This is a genomic window from Burkholderia sp. PAMC 28687, assembly GCF_001577465.1.
GTDB lineage: Bacteria > Pseudomonadota > Gammaproteobacteria > Burkholderiales > Burkholderiaceae > Caballeronia.
Window position 1 is genome coordinate 2,481,019 of the sequence record NZ_CP014505.1, and the last position, 25,115, is coordinate 2,506,133.

The following is a 25,115-nucleotide window of genomic DNA, read 5'->3' on the forward strand; positions in this document are numbered from 1 at the left end:
AAACTCGCTGCATGAAACGTCAGAGCTTGATGGGCCTCAAAGGGGCTGCCTTCAATGCCACCAAGGCAAACGTTTCGGGGCAACGTATCACGGCGACGTTTCAACACGCGCTTTACAACAACCCGAACCCTGCGAGCGTCGCCTTGACTTGCTGCAAGGTCGGATGCTGGGAGGCGCTGCCGAGATTCACCACGCGCGGCGACCAGTAGCCGCCTGTGCGCCAGGCGGTCGAGAAATTGTACAGCTCGATGGTCGGCCGCTTGAGCGCCGCCGCGATGTGCACGAGTCCGGTGTCCACGCCGACCGTGGCTGCGGCGCCATCGATCAGCCCGACCACCGCCGGCAGCGACAATTTCGGCGGCACGACGGCCGCCGCACCGAACTCCCTGGCGAGTTTCTCGCTCGTTTCGCGTTCGGCGTCGCTGCCCCAGGGCAACACAATCGATACTCCGCGGCGGATCAGTGACTGGCCGAGTTCGATCCAGGCGGTGTCGGGCCATTGTTTGTCGGCGCGGGACGTGGCGTGGACGAATACCACGTAGGGCACCGGCAGGTTCAGGTCTGCTTGCGACAAGGCCAGCGCCGCGCGCCGGGTATTCAATCCGAACTCGATGTTGTCCGTGGCTTCGGGTGGCGGGTCGCCGAGCGCGGCGGCCACGAGTTGGCGGGTGCGTTCGACCACGTGCGTGCGGGCTTCGATGGGGATGCGTTTGTTGTAGAAGAAACGCACGGGCCATTCGTAGCCGGCGCCGTCGGTGCGATTGCCTAGGCCGACGAGTATGCCGCGCGCCCAGCTTGCGACCCAGGCGGTCTTGATGAGGCCTTGGCAATCGATGACGAGATCGTAGTTTTCGGCTGCGAGTGTTTGCCGGAAGCGGCGAATTTCGCGCCAGTTATCGAAGGAGAAGAAGCGTTTGCGCCAGCGTCGCAGGGAAAACGGGATGGCGCGGCGCACGCCTTCGACCAGTTCGACGAGGCCGGTGAAACTTTCTTCGACCAGCCAGTCGATTTGCGCGTCGGGGTGGCGGCGGCGGATATCGGCAATGGCCGGCATGTTGTGGACGACATCGCCGAGGGATGACACCCGGATGATCAAGATCTTTTGCACGCTGGATGAGGAATTTGAGATTGGGCGGAGTTTACCGCTGGCGCTCGGGTGGGGGGTGGGTTTTTGGGGTTTCGGAGGGCTTGGGGGGGGGGTGGCGGTCGGGGTTGATGCTGGGTTGCTGCTTCTTACGCTACCGCGCGTTCGTTGCTAGCTGACTTTTTTAGCACTATTAGCCACTGTCCGTGGCGGGACTTCATTTCTTTTTCCAACGGCGAAAAAGAAACGAAGCAAAGAAAACGCCTCCCAACCGCTAATTCTTAAGTGTCCCGAGCGTGCAGTGACAACTGTTTGGTACGTCAGAAGAACGCTCGACGCCGGAATTCAGAACACTTGAACCCCTCCCCCTCCGAACACGGATACCCACACGCTTCGCCACCAGTAACTGTGGCAGTCAATACGGAAACCTCGCCCACGTAAAACAACGGGTTGAGCCCATAGCGGCCCTACAACATCTTGAACTAGCCCAAGACTTCGTCACCAGTACAGCCAACCCCTGCGTTTGAGCGTCAGCGCGCGCAGCGCGGAAGCCTAATTAGAGGATTCCCACACTGGTGGCGAAGCGTGTGGGTTGCCGTTTACGGAGGGGGAGGGTTTCAAGTGTTCTAGATTGCGGCGTCGAGCGTTCTTGTGAAGTACCAAACAGTCCGGAACTGCACGCTCGGGACACTTATGTGCCATCGGTGGAGAGGCGTTTTCTTTGCTTCGTTTCTTTTTCGCCGTTGGAAAAAGAAATGAAGTCCCGCCACGGACAGTGGCTAATAGTGTTAAAAAAGTCAGCCAGAACAAACCGCGCGGTAGCCTAAACAGCAACAACCCGGCATCAACCCCGACCACAACGAACACTGTCCCGAACGCCAGCGCATAACTCGTGAAATGAAGTCCCGCCACGGACAGTGGCTAATAGTGCTAAAGAAGTCAGCCAGAACAAACCGCGCAGTAGCCTGAAAAGCAGCAACCCGGCATCAACCCCGACCGCAAAGAACACTGTCCCGAACGCCAGCGCATAACTCGTGAAATGAGATCCCGCCACGGACAGTGGCTAACAGTGCAAAAAAGAACAGCCAGAACAAACCGCGCGGTAGCGCAAATAGCAGCAACCCAACACCACCCCAAACCAAAAGCGCCAGCAGACCACCCCGGTCCACCAGCGCCAGCAAAATCAAAACGGCAATTGAGCGTCAGCCTTCTCCGCCAAAATCACCCGACGGAAATCTTCCTGAATCCGTTTCAGCGCCTCCTCGCTATCCGCCTCAAACCGCATCACAACCACCGGCGTGGTATTCGACGACCGTGCAAGTCCAAACCCATCCGGGTACTCGACCCGCAACCCATCGATCGTCACAATATCGTCCGCGCCGGTAAACTTCGCGTTCTTCTGCATCTTGCCGATCAACTCGAAGTTCTCACCCTCATTCAACTTCAGTTGCAACTCAGGCGTAGACAGCGAATTCGGCAAGTCATTGAGCAACTTGCTCGGATCAGCCACCCGCGACAGGATCTCCAGCATCCGCGCGCCGGTGTAAAGGCCGTCATCGAAGCCGTACCAGCGATCCTTGAAGAACACGTGACCGCTCATCTCACCCGCCAGCGGCGCACCCGTCTCACGCAACTTCGCCTTCACGAGCGAGTGTCCCGTCTTCCACATCACCGGCTCACCACCCTGGTCGCGCACCCACTTCGCCAGGTTGCGCGTGCACTTCACGTCATAAATGATCTGCCCACCCTTGTTGCGCGACAACACTTCCTGCGCAAACAACATCAACTGACGATCCGGATAAATGATCTGCCCGTCCTTCGTGACAACGCCCAGACGGTCGCCGTCGCCATCGAATGCAAAACCAATCTCCGCGTCCGTTTCCTTCAACGCCTTGATCACGTCCTGCAAGTTCTCCGGATGCGCCGGATCCGGATGGTGATTCGGGAACGTGCCATCGATGTCCGTGAACAACTCCACGATCTCGCAACCCAGCGCCTTGAACAAACGCGGCGCGAGCTCGCCGGCGACGCCATTGCCGGCGTCGATGACGATCTTCATCGGACGGACCGGCTTGATGTCGCTCACGATCCGGTCGAGATAAACCTGCTGGATATCGTATTCGGTGTATGTGCCGGCACCGCTTTCGAAATTGTCATTCACGATGCGCTGATACAAGGCCTGGATCTGCTCGCCGTAGATTGCGGCGCCGCGCAGGACCATCTTGAAGCCGTTGTAATCCGGCGGATTGTGGCTGCCCGTCACGACGATGCACGAGTCCACGCTGCGCTCGCCCGACGGCAGCGCGAGCGGCACGCTGGCCGCGAAATAACCGACGGGCGTCGGGACCATGCCGACATCGACCACATCCACGCCCGCTTCGCGCAGGCCGTCAGCCAATGCGCCGACGAGTTCGGGGCCGGACAAGCGGCCATCGCGCGCGACGACGACCGAGTCGCCGCCAAGTTTGCGGATCTCACTGCCGAACGCGCGGCCGATGTTGCGTGCAACGCCGGCATCGACTGTCTTGCCCACGATCCCGCGAATGTCGTAAGCCTTGAAAATGGATTGGGTAACTGATGCTTGCGGTGACTGGCTCATGGAATGGCTACCTGACTAATAATTGAAATGGTTCCGGGGCATCCCGAAGCGTCCCGGGTCACGAAGACCCTCTGATACAGACCTGCTTGAATCCTGCTCTTTACCGGCCCGGCAACGATACCCGGACGGAGCGCGAAAAATAACGAAAGAAATTGGCCCGGGCGGTTCATCCTGCGCCCTGACCGCCTGTCCGTTCGCGGTCGAGTTCGTCAAACGCGCCTGTATAACACGAGCGGGCGGTATCGGACCACGCGTTTGCGCACACTGTTCGCACCTATAATCGCAATCTTTCGAAACCCGGGCCGCCCGGACACGTTCCGCGTCTGCAAGGTCATGCGAACCTGCGCAAATATTCTAATCCAATGCTCCGACGCTTTTTCATAACGAACAACAAAGGTGGCGGCAATCGCCTTGAAGGATGGCTGAAAAGCCTGAATGACGGTCTGCACCATCGGACGATGCCAGCAATTCGCATGCCTGTGCCTGACACTTCCATCAAGCCATTGGCGAGCGCCCGCCACGCATGCTGAAACGGATATCGAACCCGGACGTCGCCCGCGCGCTCGCGAACATCGTCTGGCTGGGGCTTGAACGGCTTACGCAGATTGCCGTGGCGATCGGCATCAGCGGGTTGCTCGCGCGCTATTTCGGCCCTGATGTCTTCGGCAAATGGCAGTACGCGAACACGCTCCTGCTCGTGATCGCGCCGATCACGTGGGTCTGCGGCGCTGAAATCCTCGTGCCGACTATCGTGCATCGCGATCCGAAGCAGATCGGCACCGTGCTCGGCAGTGCGTTTGTGCTGCGGATCGGCATCTCGGCGGCGGCGCTCGTCTTGACGTGGATCGGCATTGCGGCAGGGTTCACCGATCCGCTCGTCGGCGCGATGCTCGCCGGCCTCGCCGTGACCATGCTGTTTCGCGAACCGTTCGTGGGCGTGATCAACGCGTGGCTGCAAAGCATGACGTACAGCAAGCCGCAATTGCTGACCAGTATGGTCACGGCCATCCTGAAGGCTGGCCTCGTGTTCCTGCTGGTGCGCGCGGCCACAAGTCCGGCGCGTTTCGGCTGGCTCTGGGCGCTGGAATCGGCGGCTATCGGCGGCGTATTGCTGCTGTATTACATACGCCGCAATGGCGGCACGCTGGGCTGGCATCTCGACCGGTCGCTCTTCAAGCATTTCGCGAGCGCCGGCACGGTGTTCTGGCTCGGGCTGATCTGCATGTCGGTGTTCATGAAACTCGACCGGTTGATGCTGGAACGCCATATCTCCTTCGCCGATCTCGGTGTGTACTCCGCCGCGCAGCAACTGAACGAAAACTGGATCGCGCTCGCGCTGATGCTCGCGCAGACCATCGCGCCGGCGTTTGTCTACAAGGTGAGCGATGCCCTGCAATTGAAGCGCAATATCATGCGGCTTTTCGCAATGACCGCCGTGCTGATGATCTGCGGCGCGATCATCCTCGATCTGCTTGCAGCGTTCATCATTTCGCATGTGTTCGGGCCGGCGTACACGGCTTCCATCGATATCTTCCGTTGGGCCGTCTGGCTCTCGCTGCCAGCGGGTATCGAAGCGATTGGTAATCTGGTCGTGCTCAAATACCAGGCGAAGTTCGTATTGCTCGCGAAGTGGCTGCTGGCGCTGGTGGTCGCGGCAATCGTCAACCTGATCGCGATTCCGCGCATGGGCAGCTACGGTGCGCTGGTCGGACTCGCCGCGGGATATCTTGCGGCGGCACTGGTGAATCTTTACTACATCCGCTTCCGGCTGCAGACATGAGCACGCCTTTTCTCGACGATGTGGCCGTGCTGCTTCCGGCGTTCAATGCGCAGCACGATGTGGAGCGTACCCTCGCATCGTTTTGCGAACGCGCGCCGGTGCGGGTGCTGATTGTCGATGACGGCAGCCTCCCGCCCATCGTCGCGCCTGCGGTGGCTAACATGACGGTCGAAGTGCTGCGCATGCCGGGCAATGGCGGTATCGAGCGGGCATTGCAGGCGGGCATGGATGCGCTGGCTGCGCGCGGCATCAGATACGCGGCGCGTATAGATGCGGGCGATCTCGCGACGCCATACAGGCTCGAAAAGCAGCGCGAACATATGGAAACGCATCCGCAAACGGCCGTACTAGGCATGTGGACGCACGTGGTCGACATGGAAGGCGCGCCGCTCTTCGACTTGCAGCCGCCGACCGGACCCGCCGATATCCGGCGTGTCATGCTGATGCGTTCGTGCTTCACGCATCCGTCGCTGATGCTGCGCGTGGACGCCGTGATCGGCGCAGGCAATTACCGCGCACAATACCGGGCGGCCGAGGACCTCGATCTGATCCTGCGTCTTCTGCAACATCACGATGGCGCAAATCTCCCCGAATTCGGCGTGTATTACGAACTCAATGAACACGGCATCAGCGCGACCAGACGCCGGACACAAGTGTGGTCCACGCTGCGGCTCCAGATGAAGTATTTGCGTGCGACAAACCTGCCGGACTGGATCGGCGTGGCGAAGAACGTGGCGCACCTGGTGTTGCCCTATCGCGCGTTGCGTTCCCTGAAAACACGCCTGCTCGGTGCTTGAAACAACGCCTTTTTTAAATGGAAAGAATGAACGCAGAGACCTCCCGCCTTCGCATTGCCCTCGTCTGCAACACCGCCTGGGCGATCTACACCTACCGGCGCGGTTTGCTGCGAATGTTGATCGAACAGGGCGCCGAAGTGTCGATCATCGCGCCGCGCGACCGCACGTTCCCGCTGATGGAAGCAATGGGCTGCCGGTGTGTCGACCTGCCCATGGCGTCGAAGGGAACGAATCCACGCGATGACCTGAGGACGCTCGCCGCGCTGTATCGCGAATACCGTGCAACGCGTCCGCAGATCGTCTTCCATTACACGATCAAGCCGAATATCTACGGGACGATCGCCGCGAAGCTCGCGGGCATTCCTTCCATAGCCGTGACCACCGGCCTCGGCTACGTGTTCATCCAGCAAAGCGGAACGGCGAACATCGCGAAGAAACTCTACAGGTTCGCGTTCCGCTTTCCGCGCGAAGTCTGGTTCCTGAACAAGGACGATCGTCAGGCTTTCATCGATCAAAACCTGCTCGTCAAGCCCGAACGCGCGCGACTTCTGCACGGCGAAGGCGTCGATCTCGACGAATACGCTTTCCAGCCGCTACCGCGCGCCAACCCGCAGACGGAAGGCTTTTTTTTCGTTTTAATTGGCCGCCTGCTGTGGGATAAAGGCGTGGCGGAATACGTCGAAGCCGCGCGCCGGATTCGCGCGAAATATCCTTACGCGCGCTTCCAGTTGCTCGGGCCGGCCGGCGTGGACAATCCCAGCGCGATCACGCTCGACGAAGTCCAGGCGTGGCAGCGCGAAGGCGTCATCGATTATCTCGGCGAAGCGACCGATGTCCGCGCGTTCATCGGCAACGCCGATTGCGTGGTCCTGCCGTCGTATCGCGAGGGCGTGCCGCGAACGCTGATGGAAGCATCGGCGATGGGCCGCCCGATTGTTGCGACCGATGTCCCCGGTTGCCGCGAAGTCGTTGAAAACGGCGTGACCGGTTTTCTCTGCGAAGTGAAAGACCCGGACAGCCTGACGCAACAATTGGAACGCATGCTGCTCGCAAGCCATGCAGCGCGCGCCGAAATGGGCGCGGCGGGCCGCGCCAAGGTCACGCGGGAATTCGATGAAAACGGCGTCGTCGAACGTTATAAAGGCACAATACGCGCGATTACCGGATTCTCGGCGACCGGCGTCTCACTCTAAAAAGCACCTCCGGGAGCGACACTCATGACTGAACAAACCAACGAAAAAGGCACCATCCTCGTGACCGGCGGGGCAGGTTTTATCGGCTCGCATACCTGCGTGGAATTGCTGAATGCGGGATTCGGCGTTGTCGTGATCGACAACCTCGTGAACAGCAACGCGCAATCGCTCAAGCGCGTGGAGCAGATCACCGGCAAGACACTCGCGTTCTATGAAGCGGACGCCCGCGACGAATCCGCCCTCGCCCGCATCTTCGACGAACATGCAATCACCGGCGCGATCCATTTCGCGGCGCTGAAGTCGGTGGGCGAATCGGTCGCTAAGCCGATCGAGTATTACCGCAACAACGTGGACAGCCTGCTCGTGCTGCTCGACACGATGCGTGCGCGCAACGTGAAGAAGATCGTGTTCAGCTCGTCGGCGACGGTGTATGGCATGCCGAAGAGCGTGCCTATCGACGAATCGTTTCCGCTTTCAGCGACCAACCCCTACGGCCAGTCGAAGCTGATCGCCGAGCAGATCCTGCGTGACCTGGAACTCTCCGATCCGACATGGCGCATCGCCACCTTGCGATATTTCAATCCGGTCGGCGCGCACGAAAGCGGTTTGATCGGCGAAGATCCGGCCGGCGTGCCGAACAACCTGATGCCGTATGTAGCGCAAGTTGCGGTGGGCAAGCTCGAACGACTGCGCATCTTCGGCAGCGACTACCCGACGCCCGATGGCACCGGCGTGCGCGATTACATCCATGTGGTGGATCTGGCGCGCGGCCACATCAAGGCCATCGATGCACTGCAATCGCTCGACCGCAGCTTCGTTGTGAACCTCGGCACGGGTCACGGTTACAGCGTGCTGGACGTGGTGAAGGCGTTCGAGGCGGCGTCGGGCAAGCCGGTGCCGTATGAGCTCGTAGCGCGCCGTCCGGGCGATATCGCCGAGTGTTATGCGAACCCCGCCGCCGCGTCCGAACTGATCGGCTGGCAGGCTGAACATGGCATCGAGCGGATGTGCGCCGATCATTGGCGCTGGCAGTCGCAGAATCCGAAGGGCTTTGCCTGACCCGTCCCGTTCTTTTTAGTGATTATTTTTCATGCTTAGCTTCGCGCTCGGTTTTCTGGTTTCGCTGTTCATCACGCTGTTGATCGTGCGGTTTGCACATTTGCACGAAGGCATCTCCGGCGACACCGATATGACCGGCGTGCAGAAGTTTCACGCGCGGTCGGTGCCGCGCATTGGCGGCGTCGGCATACTGTTGGGGCTTGCCGTCTCTGCCGTGCAGCTTCGATGGAGCTATCCGGCTGTATCGAGCGGGATTCTTGCCGTGGTCGCGTGCGGTTTGCCCGCTTTCTTTTCGGGGCTCATCGAAGACCTGACCAAGCGCGTGACGCCCGTCGTGCGCCTGGTCTGCACCATGGCCGCCGCCGCGCTCGCGTATTTCCTGCTCGGCATTGCGGTGACGCGTATCAGCGTGCCGCCGCTCGACTTCCTGTTGACCTACGGCGTGATCTCGTGCCTCGTGACCGTGATTGCGGTAGCGGCGCTGGCGAACGCGATCAATATCATCGACGGCTTCAACGGCCTTGCATCGATGGTCGCATTCATGATGTTCGCCTCGCTCGCGTACGTCGCGTTCCAGGTCCACGATCCGATCGTGTTGTCGGCTTCGTTGATCATGATGGGCGCGGTGATGGGCTTTTTCATCTGGAACTTCCCGGCGGGCCTGATCTTTCTCGGCGATGGCGGCGCGTATTTCATCGGCTTCATGCTCGCCGAATTGTCGATCATGCTCGTGATGCGCAATCGCGATGTATCGGCGTGGTTCCCCGTGCTGCTCTTCATGTATCCGATCTTCGAGACGTGTTTCTCGATCTACCGGAAAAAATTCATTCGCGGCATTTCTCCGGGCATTCCCGACGGCGTTCATCTGCACATGCTGGTGTACAAACGCCTCATGCGATGGGCCGTCGGCGCGCAGAACGCACGTGAGCTCACGCGACGCAACTCGCTGACATCGCCGTATTTGTGGTTGCTGTGCCTGGTCGCCGTGATTCCCGCCACGCTGTTCTGGCGGCATACGGTGCACCTGTTTTGCTTTGTCGTGGTGTTTGCATTCACGTATGTGTGGCTGTACGTGAGCATTGTCAGATTCAAGTCGCCGCGATGGATGGTGTTTCGCCGCACGCATCCGGTGAAGCACAAGCCATGACACGCAATGCGCCGGCTCTCCAGCCGGCGCGTGTCTTTTAGCTCGATGCAAATTCCAGCAAGTCCGCGTTCACCTTGTCCGCTTCGACCACGCACATGCCGTGCGCGCCGCCCGGATAGACCTTGAGCGTGGCGTTCGGCACGATCTTCGCTGACATGCGTCCGGCTGTGTCGATAGGAACGATCTGGTCGTCATCGCCATGCAGGATCAAAGTGGGAACGTCGATCTTCTTCAGGTCCTCGGTGTAATCCACTTCCGAAAACTCGCGCACGCACGCGTAATGCCCCACGATCCCGCCAAGCATGCCCTGCGCCCAGAACGAATCGATCACACCCTGTGATTTCTTCGCGCCCTCGCGGTTATAACCGAAGAAAGGCAGCGCCAGGTCCTTGTAGAACTGCGACCGGTCGGCGGCGACGCCGGCACGGATGCCGTCGAACACCTCCTTCGGCACGCCGTTCGGATTGCCTTCGGTTTTCAGCATCAGCGGCGGCACGGCGCCAATCAACACCGCCTTCGATACCCGCCCCGTCCCATGACGCCCGATGTAATGCGCAACCTCGCCGCCGCCGGTGGAATGGCCCACGAGCATGGCGTCCTTCACGTCGAGCGCATCAAGGACCGCGGCCAGGTCATCGGCGTACGTGTTCATGTCATTGCCCTGCGCCGGCTGGCCGGACCGCCCGTGGCCGCGCCGGTCGTGCGCAATGACCCTGAACCCCTTCTGGACCAGGAAGAGCATCTGCGAGTCCCACGCGTCCGCATCCAGCGGCCAGCCATGCGAAAACACCACCGTCTTGCCCGACCCCCAGTCCTTGTAAAAGATCTCCGTGCCGTCCTTCGTCTTGATCGTGCTCATCGAACGTGCTCCTTAAGGTGAGATTGAGATTGCGCGTTGCGTCCACGTTGAGAATCGCCGCCTTGGTGTGCGCAACGCGAGGGACCTGCAAAGGCATTCGTACGTCCTCGTCATGCGACAAAAGTGCGCCGCTCGTGCGGCGTCTTGGTGTTGATCAGTGTCCGGGAGGTGCGCCGTGCGCGGCGCGAAGTGCCTCAGGTTACGGCAGGAACGTGTCGGTGAAAAGACTTGCAAAATCAATTGGGATGCATGAGCGGACGACTCCTGATACGCGCTCCCCGAATGAAAAATAATTGTTTTTGCTGGAGTTAATCGAGGCTCTTAACCAGACCGGATTTTTGCGTGAAATCGATATCAAGCTTTTTTTACCGGCGCCTTTTGGAAAACCCTAACGCGTTTGTTTAGCCAATATCGTAAAAACAGCCGAAAGCAGGGCTTGCCTTATCAGTACAAACACTTATGTCTGAACATATCCTATTGCGTTGATTCCACGGCTTATCTATCGTGACAGTAGCGCTCGCCCGCGTATACATTATGAAAAGTCCAAGCCTATTTTCTTTGCATTCCTCGTCTATTCCGCTTTCTATCGCCCTGCGACGATCGACCAGACAATTCGGCACCTTCGCCCGCTTGTTTGGTAAGCCATGCAATAAAAAAAGCAAACGTTAAACCGCGCATTAAACCAAGTTGGAGACCAAAATGAGCACGCGCTCAGATAACCCTATTCACCCGTCACCCAGTTTCTTTTCAAAAGAAGCGACCGTCGCACAACCCGGATTTTCTCGTTGGATGGTGCCCCCCGCCGCGCTTGCGGTGCATTTGTGTATCGGTCAGGCGTATGCGTTTTCGGTTTTCAATTCGCCGCTCACCCGCGTGATCGGCATCACCGAGTCCGCGCCCGACGACTGGTCGCTGACCACGCTCGGCTGGATCTTCTCGCTGGCGATCGTGTTCCTGGGTCTGTCGGCGGCATTTGCGGGCAAATGGCTTGAGAAGGTCGGCCCGCGACGCACCATGTTTACAGCCGCCTGCTGTTTTGGCGGCGGCTTCCTCGTGGCGGCGCTCGGCATCCATTTGCATCAGATCGTGCTGGTTTATCTCGGCTATGGGGTGATCGGCGGAATCGGGCTCGGGCTTGGATACGTGTCTCCGGTTTCAACGCTCATCCGATGGTTCCCGGACCGCCGCGGCATGGCAACCGGCATGGCGATCATGGGTTTCGGCGGCGGTGCGATGATCGCCGCACCCGCGTCGGTTGCGCTGATGAACCACTTCAAGAGCGCGACGAGCAACGGCGTGACAGAGACCTTCGTGGTGCTGGGCATTGTCTACTTCATCTCCATGTCGATAGGCGCGCTCGCCATCCGCGTGCCGCCCGCGAACTGGGCGCCCGCCGGCTGGACGCCGCCTGCCGACAACGGCAACAAGATGATCACGCGCAATCACGTGCATATCGACCAGGCTTTGAAGACGCCCCAGTTTTATCTGATCTGGCTCGTGCTGTTCCTCAACGTGACGGCGGGTATCGGCGTGCTGGGCCAAGCGTCGGTGATGATCCAGGAGAGCTTCAAGGCGACCATTACTGCCGGTGCAGCGGCCGGGTTTGTCGGCTTACTGTCGCTGTTCAACATGGGTGGCCGGTTCGTGTGGGCGTCGGGCTCGGACTGGCTCGGACGCAAGAACACGTACTTCGTGTTTTTCGTGCTGGGCGCCGTGCTGTACTGGCTCGTGCCGCAATTCGCGCAGAGCGGCAATGTAGCGCTGTTCGTGCTTTCGTACTGCGTGATCCTCTCCATGTACGGCGGCGGTTTCGCAACCGTACCAGCCTATCTTGCCGATATCTTCGGCACGAAGTTCGTCGGCGGCATCCATGGACGTCTGCTGACAGCGTGGGCGGCTGCGGGTATCGCAGGACCGGTGCTGGTGAACTATATCCGTGCGTATCAGGTGGCGCATGGCGTTGAAAAGGCGCAGGCCTACACGACCACGCTGCACATCATGGCGGGGCTGCTGGTGCTTGGATTCATCTGCAACTTGCTGGTAAAACAGGTGAACGCGAAGCATCACATGAGTGCGTCGGCGCTTGCGTCGGAATGAAGCCAGAACAACGATAAACCGGAGAACGCAATGAACACTCGCATGAATCAGGATCTTTCGTCCAATGCTGCGCCGACCAACAAGGCGTTGCTTGGGGTCTTCTGGATCTACGTGGTCGTGCCGCTGGCATGGGGCGTGATCAACACGCTGGTGCAGGCGACGAAGCTGTTTCATTGATCGTGTAGGCAGAACGGAGAACGCCGGCTATCAGCCGGCGTTTCTCTTTCTAGCGCTTCTAGCAGTCTTCTTCAACTCAAGCCGGGGCCCCCGCCATCCCGCTCGTCACCTCTCGCGCCACTGCAAGGTAACGTTCCGCGGTGTCCGCAAGTGTGAGCCCGCCCAGCGGTCTCTGCGCCCGTCCTTCGCCCAACGCCGTCACCAACGCTCGCGCATAACTCGCGGTGTCTTCCGGATCGAGCAGATGCACCGCCGGGAAATCCTCCGCGAAGCTGAAAGGCCGGATCTGGCTGGCGACGATCGGCACGCCTGAAGCAAGCGCTTCAAGAAACGCGATGCTGTGCCCTTCCGAACGCGAAGGCATGGCGAATACGCTGGCCTTGAACAAGATATCCGATACGTCCGAGCGCGGCCCTTCCACGGTGACATGCTGTCCGATCCCGAGCTTGGCCACGAGATCGTTCACGGCCGTGAAATATGCCGGATCTTCGATCACGCCCACCAGCAGCAAACGCGCATGCGGCACGAGCTTCACCACCTCCTTGAAGGCGTGCACCGTCTGCAACTGGTTTTTCACCGATGTGTACCGGCCAATCTGCACGATCTGCGCATGGTTATCGGCGGGAATTGCGGTCAGGCCTTTCGAGAAACGCGCCATGTCGACGCCATTCGGAATGAGCTGCATTGAAGGATGGCGGCCCACGGCGGCCACGTAATCATCGATATTCGCAGGCGACACCGCGATCACCGCACGCGCACGCCGCGACAAAACGCGTTCTATACGCCTGAACAATCCGCGCTCGAAGTCATTGGTCGCGGAATGCATCACGTACACCACGGGCGCGGCAATTGGCAACGCGCGCGCATAAAACGCAGGGATGGTCGCGTGGGCAAACACCACGTCCGGCGCGTAGTGATTAACCGACTGGTACAAATGCCACAACTTGCCGAGCGTTCCGTGCGACGCAGCGGGGAACATGCATTCGACATGGTTCGCATCGAGCTCGCGACGCAGCTCGGTGAAGTCTTCATGCTGTGGCCGAAGCGAGGTCATGCCCACCGTTTCACCGCTGTTTTGCTGGTGAATCGCCAGATCCTTGGCCAGCACTTCGGCGCCTGAAAGTCGCGGTGCGAGTACAAGATGAAGGATGCGCATCACGCCTCCTTAAGGATTCGGAACAGCATCCAGCCGGCCGCGGCCGCGAGGCCGCCGGTCATCGCCCAGGCAATGCCTGTCACGCCCCACATGTGCGTCGCTACCGGCACCGTGGCGAGCAGCACCACGGCCTGGATGATCGATGCGTGCGTGGCGACCTTCGGCAATCCGACTGCGCGAAGATACGACACCAGCACCGCGATCACTGCGCCAATCGCCATGTTGACCACGAAGATGCGAAAGAGCGGGACGGCAGGCAGCCACGCGGTTCCCAGCACGATCTGGAACAGCGGTTCAGCGGCAAAGCGCAGGATGATGACCAGCACGACGAGTCCTCCCGCGATGAGCCCGAGATAGCGGCGAAAGAGCCGCGCTGCAAAGTCCGCGTCCTTTCGATGATGCGCCGAAAACGTCGGGAAAAGATATTGCGACATGGCAATAGCTGCGTCCGCAAGCAGCATTTGCGCGAGCTTCGACGACATCTGGTAAGCGCCGAGTTGCGCGGGTCCGAGCAGCTTCGCGACGATCACTTTATCGAACTGATTGAGCAGCAGATTGACCACGCTGCCGGCCCAGATCCACCGGCTGAAGTTCACGTAGTGTCCAATGCCTTTCCACGATGCCCGCAGCGGCGGCCGCGGCCCCATGGTGGTCCACGTCAGCACGGTCTTCAACGTCTCGCCTGCCAGCATGCCGAGCAACACCGAATAAGCGCCCGCGCCGCTCAGCGCAAACCCCAGGCCGATTGCGCAATCGAGAAACGCCGACGACATCTCCACGCCCGCAATGCGCATGAAGCCGCGTTCGCGCGTGACGATGTAATACGCCGGCGACGCCACGCCGCGAATCAGCGGCAAGAGCGCGGCCATTTGCAGCAACAGCAGCGAGCCGCCGAGATGGAATTGTGAATCCATCAATGGCGCGGCGCACACGATCAGCACGGCGATCAACGCTCCGCGCGAAGCCAGCGTGGTCCAGACCGCACCAAGCTGAGAGCGGTTAGGCGTTTCGCGGCCCTGCACGACGGCTTGCGCCAGGCCGGTATCGCTGAGCGCTTCGGCAATCGCGACCGCAAGCAGCGCCACGCTGACGCTGCCAATGGCAGCGGGTCCGAGAATGCGCCCGATCGCCAGGAACTTGACCGCAACGAATCCGCGCACGACGATCTGCTGCAGCAGGACCCAGATGGCGGCGTCCTGGTCGAAACGCACGCTCGCGGTTGAAAAAGGTAAGCGAACTGCTCTCACAGACATTCCTCGCGTCGGGTCGGTTTATTGTATTTAGAGCACGACAAACGGATTGCCGGCCAGACTTGACTTTTCATGAGCGATGCTTGGGTCCAGGGTTTCCGCAAAGGTAACGTGCCACGCCATGTGTTGTGCGCCATCTCGTAGTTGATATCGGCCCTCATGTACGCTGGCTCACTGTCTTTTTTCGCCAGAGGAATACCCTACGTTTTGTCGCTTGCAAATCTTGCTGCAATGCTAGTGTTGCCATTAGTCGCCGGGTTTCCGGCGCCTTGACTGTATGTTCCACGCGATTACGCCGGCGTTCTGCGTCTTACCGCCCGAACATCACGACCTTTTGTACGTTTTCCGATAAAAAAACAGACCATGGCCAATGAAAGGCGGGACACCGTGCTGATTATCGAACCGAATTTCACCGGGCATCGGTGGCGGTATGCCGAGTGGGCTGCAGCCGCCTACGGCGAAGCAGGTTACCGGTGCGTGATCGTGACCGATCCCGCCAATGCAGCGCATTCGCTCAGCAAACGCATTGCAGAGGAGAACCGGCCCGAACTTGGAATCCAGTTCGTGACGCCACTCGCGCATAGCGGGAAAGGCTTGGCGAAAGTCAGCTACGTGCGTTTCTTCCGCGATTTCAAACATGCTTTCAGTGTCGCAAGCCAGGGCCGCAAGGTCTCGCTCGTGGTGGTGCCTTACATCGATTACTTCTTTTACGCGTTGCCTTTCACGGGTTCGCCGTTTGGCGCGACGCCGTGGGTCGGCATTACGATGCGCGCCAATTTCCATCACGCGAAAGTCGGCGTGAGAGCGCCACGCGAGCCCATGTTGAACGGCGTGAAAGCGCAGTTGTTCCGGCGCGCGATCCGCACGCAAGGGTTGAAGACGCTGCTGACAATCGACCCGACGCTCACCGAATGGTGCGCGGGCACGCCCGGTCAACGGGACCGTTATCAGGCTGACCACGGCGCGGCCGTGCAATATCTCGCCGATCCGTTTCCCGATGCAAGAGCGACCGAGCCTGCCATTGCACGTCAGCGGCTGGGACTGGGCGCGGGCAAGCACGTCCTCGTATATGGCGCGATCACCGAGCGCAAGGGTATCCAGGAACTCACCGCAGCGCTGGCGCAACGGCAAGGCGCAGATCAACCCACGCTTGTCGTCGCCGGCGCTCAGGACGATGAAATCCGGGCGTTCTTTGCGTCGGCGGCTGCGTTGTCTCCGCCGCCGGTTTTTATCGACCGGTTCGTTACCGCCGAAGAAGAACTCGATCTCTTTTCAGCCTGCGATGTCGTGTGGCTCGGCTACAAAGGACATTACGGCATGAGCGGCGTGCTCGTGCAGGCATACCGCTTCGGCAAGCCGGTGATCGCAACGGCCGATGGGTTGATCGGCTGGTTCTGCCGTACGGGTGAGCTCGGACCGGTGGTGCAGGATCTGTCGGTGGCATCGATCAACAGTGCGCTCGATCAGGTCTTCGAACCTCGCCCGCAAGCGGCGGTACGTGCGCCGCATCTGCTCGAACGCAACACCTTGAGCGAGTTCAAGCAGACGCTGCGGCAAGCTATCGCCTGACCGCCTCAAACGAACGCCTCAAACGCCTTCGGTGCCGTCCACCGCAACACTCGTTGCACGGATGCGCGCCGGGTCCGCCGGGTCTTTGCCCAGCCATTCACGCACCCAGCGTGCGCACGGTTCCTCGATGCGCCGCGCCGTGATTCTTGCGCCGATGTAAGCCAGGGTCGTGGCCGCGATCATCGATACGGCGAAGACCAGGACTGCATGATCCTCGGCGAAGTCATCCACGGCGTCGAGCCTCACAACGGCCCGCACGACAAGTATGGCGACGAAGTGCCATACGTAGATGCCGAAGCTGTATTTTCCGAGCATCACGGTCGCCGGCGCTTTCAACAATCGGAATGGAACGCGCGTCAGCAACAGCATCAAGGCGGCGGTCGCAAGAGCAGCGAGCGTCGGCGCCACGCCATGCGCCAGACCGCGTCCTGTCCCCGCGAGGAACAATGCAACCAATGCGGCGAGCCCGCCTGCTGCAAGCCTCGCGCAAGCACGCGAGGACAGTTGGCGGTCGCCGACAAGATAATCCCTCGCCAGCCGCCAGACCCAGAATCCGATGATGAAACACGGCAACTGCATGGGCGGCCAGAAGTAGAAGAACTCGTTGTTCACCACGCGGCACGCAGGACCGCCATCGCATGCGCCGAAGTACCAGCACGACAGCGCGAACAGCGCCGTCGCCAGCGAAACCATGATCAATCCACGCAGCGTGCGGCAAACGAATACGAGCGCCGGCGCGATCATGTAGAAGAACATCTCCACGCCAATGGACCACCCGCCCGGCACCACGCTGTCCGTTGCCGACGGAAACCATGCGTGGATGAAAAGCACGTTCAGGAAGACATCGGAGAGATCGTGCGGCGTTTGTATATGCCCATGCACGAAGTGCAGCGCGAACTCGATGCTGGTGTAACCGAGGATCGCGAGGTAATAAAGCGGCGCGATGCGCGCAATACGCTTCACATAGAAGTTGCGCAGCACTTCACGCGTTGCCCCGAGACGTTGCGCGTCATGTTCTATCGATGAAAAAATCGTGATCGCGCTGATCACGAAGAAACACTGGACACCGTACTGTCCGAGATTGGCGAGCGTATCGAGCCACACGGGACTCGTCACCATCCAGGGCGCGAGATGAACCGCGATCACGCCGATGACGGCAAGCGTGCGGCCGGCATCGAGCGCTGCAATGCGAGCGGGCGATGTCATCGGCAGGTCCTCGCGGCGTTTGCGCAACAGTAATGAAGTGCTTGCATGGTCGGCGTCGGGCAACAGGTTGGCGCGGCACGGACATGGCGCCCGTGCTGTTCGGACTATCGGAAAAACGAAGAGGGGAAACCGCTTGGCGCTACTGGTCGCCAGGCGGTTTCTGTCGATACGCTCAGGACACGTGAGTGCTCACCACGGGCACTTCCATTTCGCCCTTGCGCTGTTTGGCGGGGAACAAGGCATCGCGGATCTTAAGGAACGGGAACTCGACCGCACGCGTGGTCACGTAGCCGATCACGATTGCAATGCAGAACTGCGCAGCCAGTACGACGAACCACGCGGCAAGCGGCGGAACGTGCATGGCCGCGGTCTTGCGGATAAGGATGTCGGCGGGCGCAAGCGCCAGCGAATGCCAGAGATAGATTCCATACGAATACACGCCGATCCATGCAATCCCGCGATACAGCAGCGAGTCGCGAATGCCCTTCGAGTATTCGATCGCAAGCACGATGGCAGCGGTGAAACCAATCGCCTGGATGGTGAAGCCGATACTTTCATCGAGCGCAATGTGCGTTGTTCCCAGCACGAGCCATGCAACCAGCACGGCGACCATGCTGAGGAGCAGCCATTTTTTATCGGCGAATTTCTTGTAGACGTCCGGCTTCATCCAGTAGAACGCGGCGAGGATCACGCCGAACAGCAAGCTGTCTATGCGGTATTGCGTCTGGAAGAACGCAGCATCGACATCCCCGTTCGATACCACCGCGCAACGCGCCAGCAGCACAATCCCGCAAATGGACAGCAACGTGCCGATGATCGCATTCACACCCACCTTGAAGCGCACGAAAATGAGCAGCAACGCCGGCAGGAACAGGTAGAAATGTTCTTCGACCGCAAGACTCCAGGTCTGGCTGATCGACGTCCCCAGATAGTTCTGCAAGTGGGTCAGGTTCTGGAACAAGAATGTGTCCGTGGGGTGACGTCCGGCGAACACATGAAACAGGATCAGCACGTAATACGCGGGCCAGATCTTGAAGATGCGTCGAATGATGAATCGCCAGGCGTCGATGCGTCCATGCTCGGAATATTGCTTGAGCAACAGGCCGCCGACGAGAAATCCGCTGAGTGTAAAAAACAGGTTCACGCCCTCGCGGCCAAAGCTCTTCAGCGGATATTCGATCGCGCTGACGAACCAGTAACCGGTCTTGACGGAATGAAAGTGAAAGCCCATCACGGCGATGATCGCAATGCCGCGGACGAAGTCGAGCTCGATCGTCCTGTTCGATGTTTGTTGTGTACGTGGTTTGCCGAACAAGCCCATGGTGATCCCCTTTGCTGCGGCGATTGCTCCGCGTTTCCGACCTGATGTTCGGTAGTTATTTCCTGACTTATGTGCCGGCTTTCATCCCGATGTGCAGGCAAAACGCCCGACGAGTCTTCCATCTGGCGGTCCCTGAATATTCGTCCCACTGACCCGGTTTCATCCGCCAACATCACGCCGTTGACGGACAGGGAGTGCGGCGTGCCGCACGCAACGGTTTCATATCGCGTTTTGAGCGCGTTGCATTGCGATACGGTGGGGAGCGCTACGGTAACGAACGCAGGCCCTGTGTAGAGGGGTTGCATGCGGCAGCGCACTGGCCGCGCTCCGTTGATTCACGACGAAGACTAGTGCTTAACCGCCTGCGCCGATGCAGCCGATTCGGCCACTGCTATATTCGCAGCGAGCGGTTGCAGGCTGTCGTATATGTGCGCCAAAGCGGGATACCGATGCGATCGAGTGCGCCGAAGCCGGGCCGCAAGCGAATGTTCGTTCGCGCACTCATGCAGCATTCTTCCGGCGGTTTCGATGACGCTATGCGATACATGCAACGGAAGCAACACGATGGTTGCCGCATCCTTGGCCGACCAATCCGCTTTGCATCGCCCAAGCCCGAATTCATCAGCCGCGCCTTGAAGCGAAGCCTCAAAACCGAGAGTCGAAGAGAGACCCGCCATGCGCAACAAATATACGAACTTGTGGATCTGGCTGTTTCTAATCCCGCTGTCGCTCGACTACAAAGCGGCGGAAGACGCGGGAAGCCACGTGATACAGGTGCTCATGACGCTGCCGGTGCTGGCCGGGGGCCTCGTGCTCTGGCTGATTGCACCGAGCTTCACACGCCGTTCGAGGTTCCGCTCGATCATCACGGCTGCCACGATCATGACGGTGGTCGGCAGCATCGTGGCGCAAGTCCTCCAAGGCAATGACTTCGGCAACTACCTGCGTACCCTGCTGCCCTTCGGACTGTTCCTGCTTGGTTATCTCGCTGCGTGCCGGCCATGGGAAGGCGATCGTCTTGCTGCCTTCGAAAAGGCGATCTTCTGGTCGATGGTCATTTCACTCGTTTTCAGTTTCGTGTACGGCATGGTGACGAGCGGCGGTCCGCTCGATGACGTGCGCTACCGGATCGTATCGGTGACGTTTCTTGGTTTGCAGGGTGTCATCCTGCATCAGTTCGTCGTTGCGAAACGCTTTACGAAATTCACGCTTGCAATCTTCCTCGGCACGATCCTGATCGAGTTGCTGAGCGTCACGCGAAGCCTGCTGGTCGGCACTGTCGTGCTGTTCATGTTCGCGACCTGGCTGTCGGCGCCGTCGCCGCGCCATCTGGTTCGGGCAGGCATGCGCGCGCTCATGACAGGCGTGCTGATCGCTGTGATGACGGCAGGCGCTGCATCGTTTTTCCCTGAAGTCGCCGATCACTGGACGCAGCGCATCTTTGCATCGAAAGAGACCACGTCCGGGCGCGATCCGACCACGATCACCCGCCTGGCCGAAATGAAAGACCAGTACGACCAGGTCACATCGACGCCTTCTGCGTTGATCGCGGGCAGAGGCTATGGCGCGGTGTATCACTACTCGCCTGATTACCTGCCCTACCTTGCCGGCCAGTTCTCCAAGAAGGACTTCTATGCGATCCGCGAGTTTGCCGCGGGTCACAACTTCTGGGTGTATCAACTGTTTGCCGGCGGCCTGATGTTCGGCCTCTGGATGCCGCTTGCGATCTTGTTCGCACTCGCGATCGGCGGCTTTGCGTATCGCACATGGCGCCGGCGCGCACCCGACCTGCTGTACCTGCCGGTCATGGGACGCTCGCTATTGTTGCTGGCTGCATTGCCTGCGACTTCCATTGGCGGTAATCCACTCGGTCCGCGCTATTCGGGTCTCGTGTTTGGCGTTGCGCTCGGCTTGCTGGTCGCGACCTACACGCGCCTTTCATACGCAATGAAAGTACGCAACGCAGAACTCGCGGCCTCACGCGGCATGCCGAAGAAGCGCCGTCCCGGAACACCCGCACCGGCGCCTGCCGGCACGCCCGTCTCCATGCCGATGCATCCGTCGGGCCATGTGTCCGCACTGGAAGAAAGTCGTGACGGGATGTCGCGCTTTACATCGGCATAAGGCTCACGCGGCTTTTATCAATGACACGATTCAACATCGAGCGCGCCTGGCCATGAAGATCCTGCATTTGTTATCGACTATCGACCCGCGTGCCGGAGGTCCTACCGAAGGCGTGCGTCAAAGCGGCGTCAACATGGCGGCGCTCGGTCACGAAGTGGAAGTCGTCACACTCGATGACCCCGCCGCACCATGGCTCGCTGCGTTCCCGCTGACGGTGCATGCGCTGGGCCCGTCGAAGGGCAATTACGGCCTGACGCCGAACCTCGTGCCGTGGCTCAAGCAAAACGCTATGCGCTTCGATGCCGTCATCATCAACGGCTTGTGGCAATACCACAGCTATGGTGCATGGAAAGCGCTGCATGCCATGCAAGTGCCGTACTACGTGTTCCCGCATGGCATGCTGGACCCGTGGTTCAAGCGCACCTACCCGCTCAAGCATTTGAAGAAGGCGCTCTACTGGCCGTGGGCGGAATATCGCGTACTACGCGACGCGAAACGCGTGCTTTTCACGGCAGAAGAAGAACGCGTACTCGCGCGGCAATCGTTCCGTTTGTACAAGGCGAACGAAGAAGTCGTGGCATTCGGTACGAACCCGCCGCCGGCAGCATCGGCGCCGGTACGCGACGCATTCCTCGCCGCATATCCCGAGCTCAAGGAGAAGCGGCTGTTGCTGTTCCTCGGTCGCATCCATGAGAAGAAGGGATGTGATCTGCTGATCAAGGCATTCGCGCAGATCCGCGATATTGATCCGGCGGCGCATCTGGTGATGGCCGGCCCGGACGGTGGCGACTGGACCCCGACCCTGCAAAAACTTGGAGCGGAGCTTGGCATAGCGAACCGCATCACATGGACAGGCATGCTGCTTGGCGATATGAAGTGGGGTGCATTCCAGGCGAGCGATGCATTTGTTCTGCCGTCGCATCAGGAGAACTTCGGCATAGCGGTTGCTGAAGCATTGGGCTGCGGCTTGCCGGCGCTCATCTCTGACAAGGTCAACATCTGGCGCGAGGTGGAAGCAGACGGCGCGGGTTTCGTTGCAACCGACACGGTAGAGGGAACGGTATCGAGTCTTACGCGATGGCTGGAACTCGACCTATCGCGAGCGGCCGCAATGCGTGAGCAAGCGAAAGACACGTTCCACCGCCGCTTCACCGTCGACGCCATGTCGAAGGACCTGCTGCGCGTCTTGCAGACAGGCGCAAGAGAAGACGCCGGCCCCCTCCAGAAGCGCGTACAAACCGCGTAGAAGAGCCGCAACAATCCGAAGCCTTAAGAACTTGCCCGAGACCACTGGTGGCGAAGCGTGTGGATGTAGGGGTTCGGAGGGGGAGGGGTTCAAGTGTTGGTGATTGCGGCGTCGAGCGTTCTTCTGAAGTACCAAACAGTTAAACGTGCACGCTCGGGACACTTATGTGCCCTTGGTGGGGAGGCGTTTTCTTTGCTTCGTTTCTTTTTCGCCGTTGGAAAAAGAAATGAAGTGCCGCCACGCACAGTGGCTAAAAGCGCTAAAAAAGTCAGTTAGAGCAAAAAGCGCGAAGACCTGAAAAGCAGCAACCCAGCATAGACCCCGACCGCAGCAAAAACCCCTTCGCAAGCATCATCAAACACCGCGCGAAAGCCCAAAACGCAGCCCCCCCAAAGCGCCAGCAAAAAGAAAACCCGCCGATGTCTCCACCGGCGGGTTCCTCAAATCGGCTACGAATACCGGATAAAAACAACCAAACCTATCCGATAAACAAGCCGCCCTACTTCTTCGCCATGAAGGCAAGATCCGAAGGCGCATGCAGTTTCGATGCGGCATACGGCATCGACTCTTCGGACACGCGGCGCTCGGCGCCCGCTCCAATCGATGTCACCGATGCCAGCGGCGAGACTTCACCCCGCAACGCCTTCAGAATATGTTCCGACAGCCGCAAGGTCATTGCTGCAATCGTGATGGTCGGGAAATTCGCCCCGACCGTGGGAAATACCGAACTGCCCGCCACAAACAAGTTGCTCATGCCGTGCACCTGGCAATTGCGATCGACCACACCGTACTTCGGCGAATCGTGCATGCGGGTCGTGCCCATGTGATGCCACGTGCCTTCCAGTTGCGCCGGCCACGGCTTGCCTTCCAGCGGCTCGTCGAGTTGCACGTCGGCCACCCCCGTGCGCTGCATTTCTTCCGCGAGCAGCGTGACGGTACGGTCGAACGTGCGCTTGACCAGCTCGGTCAGTTGCCAGTCCACCTTCACGCGATTCATGCCCAGCGCATCTTTTTGCGACGACAAGGTGACACGGCTGTCGCGATTCGGCTCGGCCTCGACGATCGTCTGGAATTTGACGTCGGTGATGAGCGGACGCGGCTGCAACAGTCGCGCAAGACCGAAGCACGCAGTGTCCACAGGATGCGACGCCATGGTCAGCAGGTCCTGCGAAAAACTCCAGCCAGGCTGATCCTTTTGCAAGACGGCCTGCTTGCATCGGATCAACGCTTCAGCGCCTTCCGTGTTCTCGCCGCGAAACACCGAGTAGAACCACACGCGCGCATTGAGCAAACGCTCGCGCTCGAGCACCTTTTGCGTCAATGCGAACTGGGACGAGATGAACTGTCCATGCGCCGACACCGATGCATTCTGATAGTGATACTTGATGTCGTAGAGCTTGTTGCGCGCCCACGGCTTCTTGAACTTGATGCTGCCCTGCATGGTGCGCGGATGGTCCATGAAGTAGCGGCCGACCACATCGTTGCCGTTCCCGAGCCCTTCCGCCTGCACCTTGTTCGACGCAAGCAGCAACCGCGCATTCTCGATACCACCCGTCGCCAGGATGAAGATCTTCGCGGAGACAGAAAACCGCCGGCCGCTCAACGTGCCGACATCGATCTGCGAAACATGCCTCGCTTCGCTGTCGGTGCCGATGTTCATCGCGTTCGCGTTGAGAAACACGCGCACATGCGACGACTCGCCGAGCACGGCCTTGTACACCTTGCCAAAGCGCACCGGCGGGCTGAACTGGGAGATCGTGTCGCGGATCGTGCCGCTTGGCAGCGGATGACGCTTCACATCGTCACGGCCGATGGCCGCTTCCCAGTACGCCGGGTCGAAATTGTTTTCGCCGAGCTTGAGCAACGCATGCGTGCGGGCATAGTAAGGACGCAACTCGTCGAGTCCGAATGGCCAGCCGCTATCCTTCACCCAATCGCGTTTTTCGAAGTCCCACGAGTCGAGCGGACGGCACCAGCCGCCCCAGCAATTGCTGCTGCCGCCAAGAAAGCGGCTGCGGCTGCCGTCGGCATACGTATAAGGAATACCTACGTTCTCGCCGCGATACAAATCGCGCGTGGCGTCGTCCGGCTTGTACCCACCGCTTTCCAGCAGGACGGTATCGACGCCTTGCTTATCCAACTCGAGCGCAAGCGTGATCCCCGCGACCCCTGCCCCGATGATGCAGACGGTCGTCTTCACTACCGCGTTCTGCTCTACATTCCGGCTGTCAATGAACATCCCCGTGCTCCCTCTCGTGTGCAGCGCTTCGCCAAATCGTCTTGCCGGCTTATCCGCTGTCGCCACCCGTTATAGAAACGCTTCGCTGCCGTAGCGCGTCGCGCGGTCCGCTGTACCGCTGTACCGCCGGCGCCGGACAGAACCCGGCCATCTTTCATCTAACGAAACATCACGCGAGTCCGAACAGTCCACATGCAGTCTGGAGATCATCC

At 59.8% G+C, this 25,115-nt stretch carries 18 protein-coding genes; 10 read left to right on the forward strand and 8 right to left on the reverse strand.

The features are described from left to right. Positions 1–112: 112 nt before the first annotated feature. A complete protein-coding gene (gene waaC / locus AX768_RS11535; protein ID WP_062000069.1) occupies positions 113–1,108 on the reverse strand; it encodes a lipopolysaccharide heptosyltransferase I in 996 nt (331 codons plus the stop codon). 1,159 nt (positions 1,109–2,267) lie between these two features. Continuing rightward, a complete protein-coding gene (locus tag AX768_RS11540) occupies positions 2,268–3,683 on the reverse strand; it encodes a phosphomannomutase/phosphoglucomutase (RefSeq protein WP_062000070.1) in 1,416 nt (471 codons plus the stop codon). A gap of 523 nt (positions 3,684–4,206) precedes the next feature. Between AX768_RS11540 and AX768_RS11550 the strand changes: the two genes are divergently transcribed. From AX768_RS11550 to AX768_RS11570, 5 genes are read left to right on the forward strand one after another with little or no spacing between them, the layout of a single operon-like run. After that, complete coding sequence (locus tag AX768_RS11550) at positions 4,207–5,463, forward strand: oligosaccharide flippase family protein (RefSeq protein WP_062000072.1); 1,257 nt, start codon at positions 4,207–4,209, stop codon at positions 5,461–5,463. Next, a complete protein-coding gene (locus AX768_RS11555) occupies positions 5,460–6,260 on the forward strand; it encodes a glycosyltransferase (protein ID WP_062000073.1) in 801 nt (266 codons plus the stop codon). Before AX768_RS11550 ends, AX768_RS11555 begins: the two co-directional genes overlap by 4 nt. Positions 6,261–6,286: 26 nt before the next feature. After that, positions 6,287–7,453: a glycosyltransferase family 4 protein gene (locus AX768_RS11560; protein ID WP_082778811.1), complete on the forward strand. Its 1,167-nt coding sequence runs from the start codon at positions 6,287–6,289 to the stop codon at positions 7,451–7,453. 24 nt (positions 7,454–7,477) lie between these two features. Beyond that, complete coding sequence (gene galE / locus AX768_RS11565) at positions 7,478–8,512, forward strand: UDP-glucose 4-epimerase GalE (protein WP_062000075.1); 1,035 nt, start codon at positions 7,478–7,480, stop codon at positions 8,510–8,512. A gap of 31 nt (positions 8,513–8,543) precedes the next feature. Further along, positions 8,544–9,659: an MraY family glycosyltransferase gene (locus AX768_RS11570; RefSeq protein WP_062000076.1), complete on the forward strand. Its 1,116-nt coding sequence runs from the start codon at positions 8,544–8,546 to the stop codon at positions 9,657–9,659. Positions 9,660–9,696: 37 nt separating this feature from the next. Here the strand turns inward: AX768_RS11570 and AX768_RS11575 are convergent, their stop codons facing one another. After that, positions 9,697–10,518 carry an alpha/beta fold hydrolase gene (locus AX768_RS11575; RefSeq protein ID WP_062000077.1) on the reverse strand — a complete coding sequence of 274 codons (822 nt, stop codon included), beginning with the start codon at positions 10,516–10,518 and terminating at the stop codon, positions 9,697–9,699. A gap of 699 nt (positions 10,519–11,217) precedes the next feature. Here AX768_RS11575 and AX768_RS11580 point away from each other — a divergent pair. Both AX768_RS11580 and AX768_RS11585 read left to right on the forward strand, forming a co-directional pair. Further along, on the forward strand, positions 11,218–12,615 hold the full coding sequence (locus tag AX768_RS11580; RefSeq protein WP_062000078.1) for an L-lactate MFS transporter: 1,398 nt from the start codon (positions 11,218–11,220) through the stop codon (positions 12,613–12,615). A gap of 30 nt (positions 12,616–12,645) precedes the next feature. Next, positions 12,646–12,792 (forward strand): MFS transporter small subunit, encoded by a 147-nt coding sequence (locus AX768_RS11585; protein ID WP_372237040.1) that lies wholly within the window; start codon positions 12,646–12,648, stop codon positions 12,790–12,792. A gap of 76 nt (positions 12,793–12,868) precedes the next feature. On the opposite strand, the gene AX768_RS11590 is transcribed toward AX768_RS11585, so the two are convergent. Further along, a complete protein-coding gene (locus AX768_RS11590; RefSeq protein WP_062000080.1) occupies positions 12,869–13,948 on the reverse strand; it encodes a glycosyltransferase family 4 protein in 1,080 nt (359 codons plus the stop codon). After that, positions 13,948–15,195 (reverse strand): oligosaccharide flippase family protein, encoded by a 1,248-nt coding sequence (locus tag AX768_RS11595; RefSeq protein ID WP_062000951.1) that lies wholly within the window; start codon positions 15,193–15,195, stop codon positions 13,948–13,950. The genes AX768_RS11590 and AX768_RS11595 overlap by 1 nt, the downstream gene beginning before the upstream one ends. A 366-nt stretch (positions 15,196–15,561) precedes the next feature. On the opposite strand from AX768_RS11595, the gene AX768_RS11600 reads away from it, so the two are divergent. Next, positions 15,562–16,767, forward strand: coding sequence for a glycosyltransferase (locus AX768_RS11600; protein WP_062000081.1), 1,206 nt, complete (start codon positions 15,562–15,564; stop codon positions 16,765–16,767). Positions 16,768–16,785: 18 nt separating this feature from the next. Here the strand turns inward: AX768_RS11600 and AX768_RS11605 are convergent, their stop codons facing one another. Both AX768_RS11605 and AX768_RS11610 read right to left on the reverse strand, forming a co-directional pair. Further along, positions 16,786–17,973, reverse strand: coding sequence for an acyltransferase family protein (locus AX768_RS11605; protein WP_155524229.1), 1,188 nt, complete (start codon positions 17,971–17,973; stop codon positions 16,786–16,788). A gap of 172 nt (positions 17,974–18,145) precedes the next feature. Beyond that, positions 18,146–19,294, reverse strand: coding sequence for an acyltransferase family protein (locus tag AX768_RS11610; protein ID WP_062000083.1), 1,149 nt, complete (start codon positions 19,292–19,294; stop codon positions 18,146–18,148). A gap of 675 nt (positions 19,295–19,969) precedes the next feature. Between AX768_RS11610 and AX768_RS11620 the strand changes: the two genes are divergently transcribed. Together AX768_RS11620 and AX768_RS11625 are read left to right on the forward strand one after the other, a co-directional pair. Beyond that, positions 19,970–21,418 carry a hypothetical protein gene (locus AX768_RS11620; RefSeq protein WP_062167433.1) on the forward strand — a complete coding sequence of 483 codons (1,449 nt, stop codon included), beginning with the start codon at positions 19,970–19,972 and terminating at the stop codon, positions 21,416–21,418. A 52-nt stretch (positions 21,419–21,470) separates the two neighbouring features. Beyond that, positions 21,471–22,664: a glycosyltransferase gene (locus AX768_RS11625; RefSeq protein WP_062000085.1), complete on the forward strand. Its 1,194-nt coding sequence runs from the start codon at positions 21,471–21,473 to the stop codon at positions 22,662–22,664. Positions 22,665–23,163: 499 nt separating this feature from the next. On the opposite strand, the gene AX768_RS11630 is transcribed toward AX768_RS11625, so the two are convergent. Further along, complete coding sequence (locus tag AX768_RS11630) at positions 23,164–24,903, reverse strand: GMC oxidoreductase (RefSeq protein ID WP_062000086.1); 1,740 nt, start codon at positions 24,901–24,903, stop codon at positions 23,164–23,166. Positions 24,904–25,115: the final 212 nt, after the last annotated feature.

Bases quoted from the DNA above. Each gene is read 5' to 3' on its own strand.
- AX768_RS11540 (WP_062000070.1), bottom strand. From the start codon at position 3,683: ATGAGCCAGTCACCGCAAGCATCAGTTACCCAATCCATTTTCAAGGCT.
- AX768_RS11550 (WP_062000072.1), top strand. From the start codon at position 4,207: ATGCTGAAACGGATATCGAACCCGGACGTCGCCCGCGCGCTCGCGAAC.
- AX768_RS11555 (WP_062000073.1), top strand. From the start codon at position 5,460: ATGAGCACGCCTTTTCTCGACGATGTGGCCGTGCTGCTTCCGGCGTTC.
- AX768_RS11560 (WP_082778811.1), top strand. From the start codon at position 6,287: ATGAACGCAGAGACCTCCCGCCTTCGCATTGCCCTCGTCTGCAACACC.
- galE (WP_062000075.1), top strand. From the start codon at position 7,478: ATGACTGAACAAACCAACGAAAAAGGCACCATCCTCGTGACCGGCGGG.
- AX768_RS11570 (WP_062000076.1), top strand. From the start codon at position 8,544: ATGCTTAGCTTCGCGCTCGGTTTTCTGGTTTCGCTGTTCATCACGCTG.
- AX768_RS11575 (WP_062000077.1), bottom strand. From the start codon at position 10,518: ATGAGCACGATCAAGACGAAGGACGGCACGGAGATCTTTTACAAGGAC.
- AX768_RS11580 (WP_062000078.1), top strand. From the start codon at position 11,218: ATGAGCACGCGCTCAGATAACCCTATTCACCCGTCACCCAGTTTCTTT.
- AX768_RS11585 (WP_372237040.1), top strand. From the start codon at position 12,646: ATGAACACTCGCATGAATCAGGATCTTTCGTCCAATGCTGCGCCGACC.
- AX768_RS11590 (WP_062000080.1), bottom strand. From the start codon at position 13,948: ATGCGCATCCTTCATCTTGTACTCGCACCGCGACTTTCAGGCGCCGAA.
- AX768_RS11600 (WP_062000081.1), top strand. From the start codon at position 15,562: ATGGCCAATGAAAGGCGGGACACCGTGCTGATTATCGAACCGAATTTC.
- AX768_RS11605 (WP_155524229.1), bottom strand. From the start codon at position 17,973: ATGACATCGCCCGCTCGCATTGCAGCGCTCGATGCCGGCCGCACGCTT.
- AX768_RS11610 (WP_062000083.1), bottom strand. From the start codon at position 19,294: ATGGGCTTGTTCGGCAAACCACGTACACAACAAACATCGAACAGGACG.
- AX768_RS11620 (WP_062167433.1), top strand. From the start codon at position 19,970: ATGCGCAACAAATATACGAACTTGTGGATCTGGCTGTTTCTAATCCCG.
- AX768_RS11625 (WP_062000085.1), top strand. From the start codon at position 21,471: ATGAAGATCCTGCATTTGTTATCGACTATCGACCCGCGTGCCGGAGGT.
- AX768_RS11630 (WP_062000086.1), bottom strand. From the start codon at position 24,903: ATGTTCATTGACAGCCGGAATGTAGAGCAGAACGCGGTAGTGAAGACG.